The organism is Streptosporangium subroseum (assembly GCF_900188345.1).
GTDB classification, from domain to species: Bacteria; Actinomycetota; Actinomycetes; order Streptosporangiales; family Streptosporangiaceae; genus Streptosporangium; species Streptosporangium subroseum.
This window is the reverse complement of sequence record NZ_FZOD01000097.1, coordinates 18412-28150: the sequence shown is the minus strand read 5'-3', so window position 1 is coordinate 28150 and position 9739 is coordinate 18412. Positions and strand designations below refer to the sequence as shown.

5 protein-coding genes are annotated in these 9739 nt (G+C 68.8%); 3 read left to right on the top strand and 2 right to left on the bottom strand.

What is annotated here, in order from left to right:
- Positions 1-1404: 1404 nt before the first annotated feature.
- Both CHC08_RS44900 and CHC08_RS44895 read right to left on the bottom strand, forming a co-directional pair.
- Entirely contained in the window at positions 1405-2610 is a 1206-nt protein-coding gene (locus CHC08_RS44900) for a cytochrome P450 (protein WP_089213486.1), read from the bottom strand.
- 376 nt (positions 2611-2986) lie between these two features.
- Complete coding sequence (locus CHC08_RS44895; RefSeq protein ID WP_245878958.1) at positions 2987-6226, bottom strand: glycosyl hydrolase family 95 catalytic domain-containing protein; 3240 nt, start codon at positions 6224-6226, stop codon at positions 2987-2989.
- Positions 6227-6669: 443 nt separating this feature from the next.
- Here CHC08_RS44895 and CHC08_RS44890 point away from each other — a divergent pair, with 443 nt between their 5' ends.
- Genes CHC08_RS44890 through CHC08_RS44880 form a run of 3 tightly spaced genes read left to right on the top strand, consistent with a single transcriptional unit; the run spans position 6670 to position 9603 of the window.
- A complete protein-coding gene (locus tag CHC08_RS44890) occupies positions 6670-7515 on the top strand; it encodes a fumarylacetoacetate hydrolase family protein (protein WP_089213484.1) in 846 nt (281 codons plus the stop codon).
- The gene (locus CHC08_RS44885; RefSeq protein WP_245878957.1) at positions 7512-8864 is read left to right on the top strand and encodes an L-fuconate dehydratase; all 1353 of its coding nucleotides are present in this window, start codon (positions 7512-7514) and stop codon (positions 8862-8864) included. The genes CHC08_RS44890 and CHC08_RS44885 overlap by 4 nt, the downstream gene beginning before the upstream one ends.
- Complete coding sequence (locus tag CHC08_RS44880) at positions 8857-9603, top strand: SDR family NAD(P)-dependent oxidoreductase (protein ID WP_089213483.1); 747 nt, start codon at positions 8857-8859, stop codon at positions 9601-9603. The genes CHC08_RS44885 and CHC08_RS44880 overlap by 8 nt, the downstream gene beginning before the upstream one ends.
- The last annotated feature ends 136 nt before the right edge of the window (positions 9604-9739 follow it).

Below are 9739 nucleotides of genomic sequence, written 5' to 3'. Positions count from 1 at the left end.
CCGGGTACTCCTGGTGCTCCGGGTGCGACAGGTCCGGCGGGCCCTGAGGGGCCTGCGGGTCCGGTTGGCGGTACAGGTCCCGCGGGTCCGGCCGGTACGCCGGGCGCCACGGGTCCGGCGGGCCCGGCGGGTGCTCCGGGTGCTCCGGGTGCCACGGGCGCCACGGGCGCGACGGGCGCGACGGGCGCCACGGGTGAAACGGGCGCTCCGGGTACACCGGGTGCTCCGGGTGCTCCGGGCGCCCCGGGCGCGACCGGTCCCGCGGGTCCTGCGGGTCCTGCGGGCGACACGGGTCCTGCGGGTCCGACGGGTGCCACGGGTGACACGGGTCCGGCTGGTCCCGCGGGTGGCACGGGTCCTGCGGGTCCCGCGGGTGCTCCGGGTGCGGCCGGCCCTGCAGGCGCCACGGGTCCTGCGGGTCCTGCGGGTGCGACGGGTGCGACGGGTGCGACGGGTGCCGCGGGTCCCGCGGGTGCTCCGGGTGCTCCGGGTGCGACCGGTGCAGCCGGTCCGGCCGGTGAGGCCGGTCCTGCGGGTGCGACGGGTGCGACGGGTGCGACGGGTCCCGCGGGTCCCGCGGGTACTCCGGGTGCGGCCGGTCCTGCCGGCCCCACGGGCGAGGCGGGTCCTGCGGGCCCGGCGGGCGCGACAGGCGCGACAGGCGCGACGGGTCCCGCGGGTACTCCGGGTGCGGCGGGTCCTGCGGGTCCGGCCGGTGCGGCCGGTGCCACCGGTCCGGCCGGTGCCACGGGTGCCACGGGTCCTGCGGGTCCTGCGGGTCCGACGGGCCCTCTGGCGCCGCCGTCCGCTGTCGACTCGGCGTTCCTGCTGCTCGACGAGATCATCACATCGGTGCGGACCGACTCGACGCTGTTCCTTCGCGACCCGCGAACGACTCCCGTCTGGCATGACATTTCGGGGATACCCAACTACCCCGCGGATGCGGTCGACGTCGCTACCACGGAGTTCCTCGACGGGGTGCTTCCGTACCTTCACATCACGGTGCAGAACGAAGTTGGAGTCATCGCTCACTCGAGGTGTCTCCTGGGACTTCCCGTTCCGGTGTTGGGAGGCTTCTTCGCTCCGGGAGCGCCCCTTGGGCCTCCTGCTTACCCGGCGAACTGCACTCCCTTCGTCAACGCGACTCCGCCGCTCTGATTTCCTGTCAGAGCATGACTGAGTAGCTGTGAGTGCCGTGCCCGGTGTTATCCGGGCACGGCACTCATCATGTAGGCCGTCCTGAGTTGTCCCTCACGACCGCATATTTGCATCGACAGAATCCTGCAGATCGCAGAAAATCGGTCTGTTGATAGGGCGGCCGGCCGGCGTGCGGTCACGCCGACCGGCCACGTCAGACACCGCGTGGCATATCCGCGCCGCTCTCGTCCTTCGAGGCGCCGACCCTCAGACGAGGGTGACCGGAAGATCCTTGATGCCGTTGATGAAGTTGGAGCGGAGCCGGCGGGCCGGCCCGGCCTGCGCCAGGTTCGGCAGCCGCTCGGCCAGGACCTCGAAGAGCACCCGCAGTTCCAGCTTGGCGAGGTGGTTGCCGAGGCAGAAGTGGGCGCCGCCGCCGCCGAAGCCGATGTGCGGGTTGGGGTCGCGGCCGATGTCGAAGCTCTCGGGGTTGGCGAACACGTCCTCGTCCCGGTTGGCCGAGCTGTAGAACACCACGACCTTGTCGTCGGCCTTGACCTCCTGGTCACCGATCATCGTGTCCACGGTGGCCGTACGGCGGAAGAGGTTGACGGGGGAGACCCAGCGGACGATCTCGTCGGACGCGGTCCGGGCGAGGGAGGGGTCGGCGACCAGGCGCTGCCACTGCTCGGGGTTCTCGAAGAAGGCGAGCATGCCGCCGGAGGCCGCGTTGCGGGTGGTCTCGTTGCCCGCGACGACCAGAAGGAGCACGAACATGTCGAACTCCTCCTCGGTGAGCGTCTCGCCGGCCGCGTCGGGCATGAGCAGCTTGGTGACGATGTCCTCGCGGGGATTCTTGTGCCGCTCGGCCGCCAGGGCGTTGGCGTAGGCGTAGACCTCCATGGCCGCGTTCGTGCCCTCGGCGGGGTCGGCCGCGTAGTCCGGGTCCTCGGCCCCGATCATCTCGTTGGACCACTTGAAGATCTTGTTCCGGTCCTCGACGGGGGCGCCGAGCAGCTCACAGATCACATAAAGCGGCAGCGGGGCGGCGATGTCCCGGACGAAGTCGACGGAGGGAAGGCCCTTGGCCTCGTCGACCAGTTGGTTGCAGAGGTCACGGATGCGCTGTTCCAGAGCGCCCATCATGCGCGGGGTGAAGCCCCGGTTGACCAAAGAGCGCCGCCGGGTGTGCTCCGGCGGGTCCTGGTTGAGCATCATCATCCGCTGGAGCTCACGCTGCTCCTCGGGCACCTCGTCGAACAGGGCGAGCTTCTTGCTCGACGAGAACAGGTCGGACCGGCGGGAGATGTGCACGACGTCGGCGTGCTTGGTGACCGCCCAGAACCCGGGCCAGCCGCGCTCGGTGTCGCCCTCGTGCAGGTAGACCGGCGTGTTGGCTCGCAACCAGCCCAACTGGTCGTAAGGCGCGCCGTTACGCCAATAAAAGTCTTTGTCGACCAGATCGATGTCCATTGGTCCTCCTGCGCGAACCGTGCGTGCGTCCTCGTGACGCGGCTCATAACGGTGCAGCCTACGTGGATACGGGCTCGGTAGGCCGTACTCGGCTGATCTTGCGACAAGCTCCTCGCGAGGACGCCTGTCGCGGACGGGAGAGTCGCGAGGACGTCAAGGAGCCCACCTTCCATGAAGGCCGTGCCGAGCCGTCAGGCACGTGATCAACCGCTCGACGGGACAGCATTCTAGAACGTGTTCTATTACGTGGCGACGGCGGCGTCAAGAGGGGCGGCGTCAAGGAGGCCCGGGGAGCGGTCGCTCCCCGGGCCTCGTCTCAGATGGGCGCCGGACGTCTCAGGCGACCGGCGGATGGATCAGATGATCGCCTGACGGGTCAGAAGGCGATGTCACGCCAGGTGCCGACCTCGGCCGCGGTCAGCGCCCGGGGAAGGATGGCCATGCGGTCGACGGCTCCGGTGAGACGCTGGCCGCCGTCCTGGTCCGCTCCGAAGCGGAGCGGGCGTGCCGTACAGCCGGTGATGCCGTCGGTGGTCGCGGTGCCGCCGCCGACCCGGGTGCCGTCGACGTAGGTGTTGATCACGCCGTTGCGGTTCATGGTGACGACGAGGTCGATGTAGCGGCCGGTCGGGATCGTCCCGCTCAGCCCCACGTTCTGCCCGGCGCCGATGAAGCGCAGGGTGTTGGAGGGGGTGAGGTCGACGATGATCCCGTCGGTGCCGGGGTTGCCGCCCGGCTGGGAGTCGAAGAGCCTCCGATAGCCGGTCCCCCCGATCTTGACCTCGGCCGCGAACGTCGCCTCGGGCATGTAGCCCAGCAGCGTGCTCGCCGTGGTGAGGTAGGTCGAGCCGTTCAGGACCAGCCCGCTGCCGCTCGGGGCGGTGGCGTCGTAGGTCGCCGTACCGACGACGTTGGCGTTCCTGCCGCTGCCGGAGCTGTCGGTCACGGTCGTGCCCGACGTCGGGTCCCAGGCGACGACGGCCCTGTCCGTCGGCGGGGTGACGCACGGGTTGAGGCCGACGGCCGCCGAGCTGCCCGCCTTCCAGTCGTCGCCAGAGAGCTCCGCCGCGATCCGCGCGGACCTGGTCCCGTTCGCGGGGCCGACGGCCACGGAGAACGAGAAGGTCTTGGGACTGCCCGGCGAGACGGCGGGCACCTGGATCGAGGCGGGGGTGGAGGTCCAGCCCTGCGGCAGGGCGAGGGTCAGCGTGCCGGCGGGCACATCCTTCGTGCCGGGCGCGGTGACGGTGACGGTGACCGGGATCGTTTCGCCGGCGCCCGCGATCACGGGTGCGGTGATCTTGACGGTCACCCCGTTGACGATCGTGTAGGACTCCCCGTCCTTGGCGTCGATGGTGATGACGTCACCGTCGCGGGGCGGGTTGATCGTCTTGCCGCTCTCGTCCTCGACGTGGTACGGGCCATTGATCATGGCGGCGCGGACCTTGAGGGGGCCGGACCTCCCGGCGTGCACGGTGACCCTGTCGGCGTTGCCGTCCTTCCACGAGGCGTCCACGGTCGCGTCGCCCCGGGCGCGCAGGCCGGTGACCGAGCCGTTGGACCAGGCCGACGGCAGCGCGGGCAGTACGTCGATCGTGTCGTGCTGGCTCTGCAGCAGCATCTCGGCCATGCCGGAGGTGGCGCCGAAGTTGCCGTCGATCTGGAACGGCGGGTGGGTGTCCCACAGGTTGTCCAGCGTGGAGCTCTTGAGCTGCTCGCTGAGCATCTTGTGCGAGTGGTCGCCGTCCAGCAGGCGGGCCCAGAAGTTGACCTTCCACGCCTTGCTCCAGCCGGTGCCGCCGTCGCCTCGCGCGGTGAGCGAGATCTTGGCCGCCTCGGCCTCCGGGGTACCGGCCGTGATCTGCCGTCCGGGGTGCAGGGCGAAGAGGTGGGAGACGTGCCGGTGGTCGTTGCGCGGATTGTCCAGGTCCGTCTTCCACTCCTGGAGCTGTCCCCAGGAACCGATCCGGATGCCCGGGTCGAGCTTGTCCAGCGCGGCCTGCAGTTCGGCCTGGAAGGGCTTGTCGTTCTTCAGCTCCTTCGCCGCCTCCAGGGTGTTGGTCAGCAGGTCGAAGACGATCTGCTGGGACATCGAGGCGCCCGCCGTGAAGTCGCCCTGCTCGGGGGAGTAGCTGGGGGAGACCACGAGCTTGCCGTCACGCGGGTCGGTGTAGAGGGTGTCCAGCCAGAACTCGGCCGCGCCCTTCATCACCGGATACGCGGTCGTGCGCAGATACTTGTTGCTGCCGCTGAAGCGGTAGTGGTCGTACATCTGCTGGGTCAGCCAGGCCGCCGCGTCGGGGAACCAGAACGAGCTGGCCCAGTTGTGCACGCCGGTGAAGCCGAACGGGTTGGTCTCGTTGTTGACGACCCACCCTCGCGAGCCGAACATATCCTGGGCGGTCTTCGTGCCGGGCGCGACCATCGACTGGACGTAGCGGTCGTACGGCTCGGTCGTCTCGGCGAGGTTGGTCTGCTCGGCGAGCCAGTAGTTCATCTGCAGGTTGATGTTGACGTGGTAGTCGGCCGACCAGGGTGGATTGGTGGAGTTGTTCCACACGCCCTGCAGGTTGGCCGGGAGCGACCCCTCCCTGGAGGAGGCGATCAGCAGGTAGCGGCCGTAGGCGAAGAACAACGCCTCCAGCGCCCGGTCGTCGGTCGAGGCGCCGCCGGTGTACGCCGCGCGCAGCTTGTCGGTCGGGATGGCCGGCGCCTTCTGCCCGAGGTCCAGCTTGACCCGGTCGAACAGGTTCCGGTAGTCGGTCTGATGCTTGGACTTGAGCCCCTCGTACGACCTGCCGGCGGCCGCGTCGACCGCCGCGGTCACCTTGGCGTGCGGGTCCTCGGTCCGGTAGGTCGGGTAGACGTCGGAGTAGTCGGTGCCCGCCGACAGCACGAACATCGCGCTGTTGGCGCCCGTGACGGTGACCCTGTCGGTGCCGTCGGTGCGGGTGCCGCCCTGGGTGACCACCTGGACCTGCGACTCGAACTTCATGCCGTTGTCGGCGAGCACGCCCTTGACGGTGAGACGGCCCTTGGAGACCGAGACCTGCTTGTCGTTGCGGGGCGAGGAGGTGCGCAGCGTGAAGGAGACCTTGCCGCCCTTGTCGGCGGAGATCCGGCCGACGACGACGTTGCTGGGGTGGCTGGCGAAGTACTCGCGGGAGTAGGTCACCCCGTCCGCGGTGTAGCCGACCTTGGCGACCGCGTCGCGCAGGCTCAGCTCCCGGCGGTAGCCGGTGACCGCGCTCGCGGGGATTTGTGGCATGTCCAGCCAGAGATCCCCGAAGGTCTGGTAGGCGCCGAAGCCGCTCTTGGGCTGTCCGAGCTTGGCCGCCACCGCCTCGGGGGACATCTTCCCGTCGCGGTCGATCTGCGCCTGAACCTCGGCGATCGCATTGGGCCGGGGACTGGTCCAGTTTCCGAAGTTGTAGCCGCCCGCGCCGGGACCGCCGGTCCACAGCGACTTCTCGTTGAACTGGATCTGCTCGCTGTTGACGCCGCCGAACACCATGGCGCCCAGCGCGCCGTTGCCGATCGGCAACGCCTGGGTCTCCCAGTCGGTGGCGGGCTTGTCGTACCAGAGGGTCAGGTCATCGGGTGTATCGGCTGACACGACGGCTCCTTCCGACTTTGCCTGAGCTAGATTCTGGCCGTAGAAGCTGGTGGCAAGAGTCAACGCGGCTAAGAAGGCAACGGCAAGTCGTCTTCTTGGGGGGTGGAACAACGAATTCCTCCGATCACAGGGCCGACCTGCTTCAAGGAGATAGCACTGAAATTCGGACGTAACAAGGTTCATCCTCCGATGTTTATGACTTCTCGATCAACGAGATGCCCGCCGGCCCCGGGGATCCCGTGAGCGGGCCCGTCCGTCGTCTGAACAGAGCAACCCGATGACTCATCGCCCGCGATCCGGGGATGTACCGTTATATGGCTGCCAGCTGCGGTTTCGTGTCGATAACGGATCGGATGTATCGGTCCATGAGGGGTTGACACGGGGGTTCGGCGTCATCGAGCATCACGGGACAAGACATCCGATGTATGAATGAAGGGTGCGGTGTGAAGCTGCTGCGAGTAGGACCCGTCGGCCAGGAGCGACCGGCGGTCCTCGACGGCGCCGGTAATCTCCGCGAAATCTCGGAAGCCGAGATCGACGGGGCTTTCTTCGCTTCCGGGGGAGTGGCACGCGTCCGCGAGGCGTTGGAGCGGGACGAACTTCCCGTGCTGGACGGCGAGGGGCTGCGGATCGGTGCGCCCATCGCCCGGCCGGGGAAGATCGTGTGTATCGGGCTCAACTACCGTGACCACGCGGAGGAGACGAACGCCGAGATCCCGGCGGAGCCGATCATCTTCATGAAGGCTCCCAACACGATCGTCGGACCCTACGACGAGGTGCTGATCCCGAGAGACAGCGTGAAGACCGACTGGGAGGTCGAGCTGGCCGTCGTCATCGGCCAGACCGTCCGCTACGCGGAGAGTCACGAGGAGGCCCTGGCGGCGGTCGCGGGCTACGCGATCTCCAACGACGTCTCCGAGCGTGAGTTCCAGCTGGAGCGCGGGGGACAGTGGGACAAGGGCAAGTCCTGCGAGACCTTCAACCCGCTCGGCCCCTGGCTGGTCACCGCCGACGAGATCGCCGACCCGCAGGACCTCGGTCTCCGGCTCTGGGTGGACGGCATGCCGTACCAGAACGGAAGCACCAAGAACATGATCTTCCATGTGGCCGAGGTCGTCCGTTACCTCAGCCGGTTCATGGTCCTGGAGCCCGGTGACGTCATCAACACCGGCACCCCCGCCGGCGTCGCGCTCGGCCTGCCGGACAAGCCCTATCTGCGCGCGGGCCAGGTCATGGAGCTGGAGATCGACGGCATGGGGCGCCAGAGGCAGACGGTGGGACAGGCATGAGTGAGCGAAACGAACCGACCGGCGCCGTGGCGTCCGGCACCGGGGAGAAGGGCGGCGACGCCTACCGCATCACCTCGATGGAGACCCACGACATCCGCTTCCCGACCTCGCTGGAGCTGGACGGCTCCGACGCGATGAACCCGGACCCGGACTACTCGGCGGCCTACGTGGTGCTGAAGACCGACGACGGGTTCGAGGGCCACGGCTTCGCCTTCACCATCGGCCGCGGCAACGAGGTGCAGACCGCCGCGATCAGGACGCTGGAATCGTACGTGGTCGGCAAGGACGCCGAGGACATGGGCGCGCTCTGGAAGGACATGGTCCACGACTCCCAGCTGCGCTGGCTCGGCCCGGAGAAGGGCGTCATGCACATGGCGATCTCCGCCGTGGTCAACGCGCTCTGGGACCTGAAGGCCAAGCGGGTGGGCAAGCCGCTCTGGCTGCTGCTCGCCGAGATGTCGCCCGAGGAGCTCGTCGCGCTGGTCGACTTCCGCTACCTCACCGACGCGCTCACCCCGGAGCAGGCACTCGACATCCTGCGCGCCGCCGAGCCCGGCAGGCAGGAGCGGATCGCGCACCTGCGGGAGCGGGGCTACCCGGCGTACACCACCTCCCCCGGCTGGCTCGGCTACGGCGACGACAAGCTGCGCCGCCTGTGCAAGGAGGCCATGGCCGAGGGCTTCACCCAGATCAAGCTGAAGGTCGGCGCCGATCTGGAGGACGACCGGCGGCGGATGCGCATCGCCCGCGACACCTGCGGCGAGGACTTCCCCATCGCGATCGACGCCAACCAGCGCTGGGACGTCGACTCCGCCATCGCCTGGGTGAACGCCCTGGCGGAGTTCCGGCCGCACTGGGTCGAGGAGCCGACCAGCCCCGACGACGTGCTCGGTCACGCCGCCATCGCCCGCGGCATCGCGCCCATCCCGGTCGCCACCGGCGAGCACGTCCAGAACCGCGTGATCTTCAAGCAGCTCCTGCAGGCCGACGCGATCTCCTACCTCCAGATCGACGCGGCCCGCGTCGCCGGGGTGAACGAGAACATCGCGATCCTGCTGCTCGCCGCCAAGTTCGGCGTCCCGGTCTGCCCGCACGCGGGCGGGGTCGGCCTGTGCGAGCTGGTGCAGCACCTGTCGATGTTCGACTACGTCGCGGTCAGCGGCTCGATGGAGAACAAGGTGATCGAGTACGTCGACCACCTCCACGAGCACTTCATCGACCCCGTGGTCATCAAGGACGGCGCCTACGTCGCACCGAGCCTTCCCGGCTTCAGCGCGGCCATGCGCGCCACCTCGATCACCGATCACACATATCCCGACGGTCCGGTCTGGAGGTCCCTCAATGGGTGAGTTCGACGGTCTGCGCGCCCTGGTCACCGGTGGCGGCTCAGGCATCGGCCTGGCCACGCTCACCCTGCTCGCCGAGCGAGGGGCGAAGGTCGCCTCCCTGGACGTCAACGCGTCCGGCGGGCCGTTCGTCGAGGTCAAGGCCGACGTCACCGACGAGGTAGGGGTCATCGCGGCGGTCGCTCAGGCCGTCGAGCAGCTGGGCGGCCTGGATATCCTGGTCAACAACGCCGGAATCGGCGCCGCGGGGACGGTCGAGGACAACCCCTACGACGAGTGGCTCAGGGTCCTGGACGTCAACGTCCTGGGCACCGTCCGGGTCACCCGGGCGGCCCTTCCCCACCTGCGACTCTCGGCGAACGCGGCGATCGTCAACACCTGCTCGATCGCCGCCACGGCCGGACTGCCCCAGCGGGCGCTCTACAGCGCGTCCAAGGGGGCGATCCAGTCGCTCACCCTGGCGATGGCCGCCGACCACGTCCACGACGGCATCAGGGTCAACTGCGTCAACCCGGGCACCGCGGACACCCCGTGGGTGCAGCGACTCCTCGACACGGCGCGGGATCCGGTGGCCGAGCGCGGGGCACTAGAGGGGCGCCAGCCGATGGGCCGCCTGGTGAGCGCGGAGGAGGTCGCGGCCGCGATCGCCTACCTCGCGAGCCCGCTCGCGGCATCCACCACCGGCACGGCCCTGGCCGTGGACGGAGGGATGCAGGGGCTCAGGCTCCGGCCCAAGTCGTAAGAATCACGAGGTCGTACGGGAAACCGTGAGCATCACGAAATCGTGACGGTAAAGCCATGAGGATCGTGACGGGAAGCAGTGAGGATCGCGGAGGTCGTGACGGGAGACCGTATCGACCACCGGATCGTGACGGCGG

Coding starts and splice junctions, on each gene's coding strand:
- CHC08_RS44885 (WP_245878957.1), top strand. CDS start 7,512: ATGAGTGAGCGAAACGAACCGACCGGCGCCGTGGCGTCCGGCACCGGG.
- CHC08_RS44880 (WP_089213483.1), top strand. CDS start 8,857: ATGGGTGAGTTCGACGGTCTGCGCGCCCTGGTCACCGGTGGCGGCTCA.
- CHC08_RS44900 (WP_089213486.1), bottom strand. CDS start 2,610: ATGGACATCGATCTGGTCGACAAAGACTTTTATTGGCGTAACGGCGCG.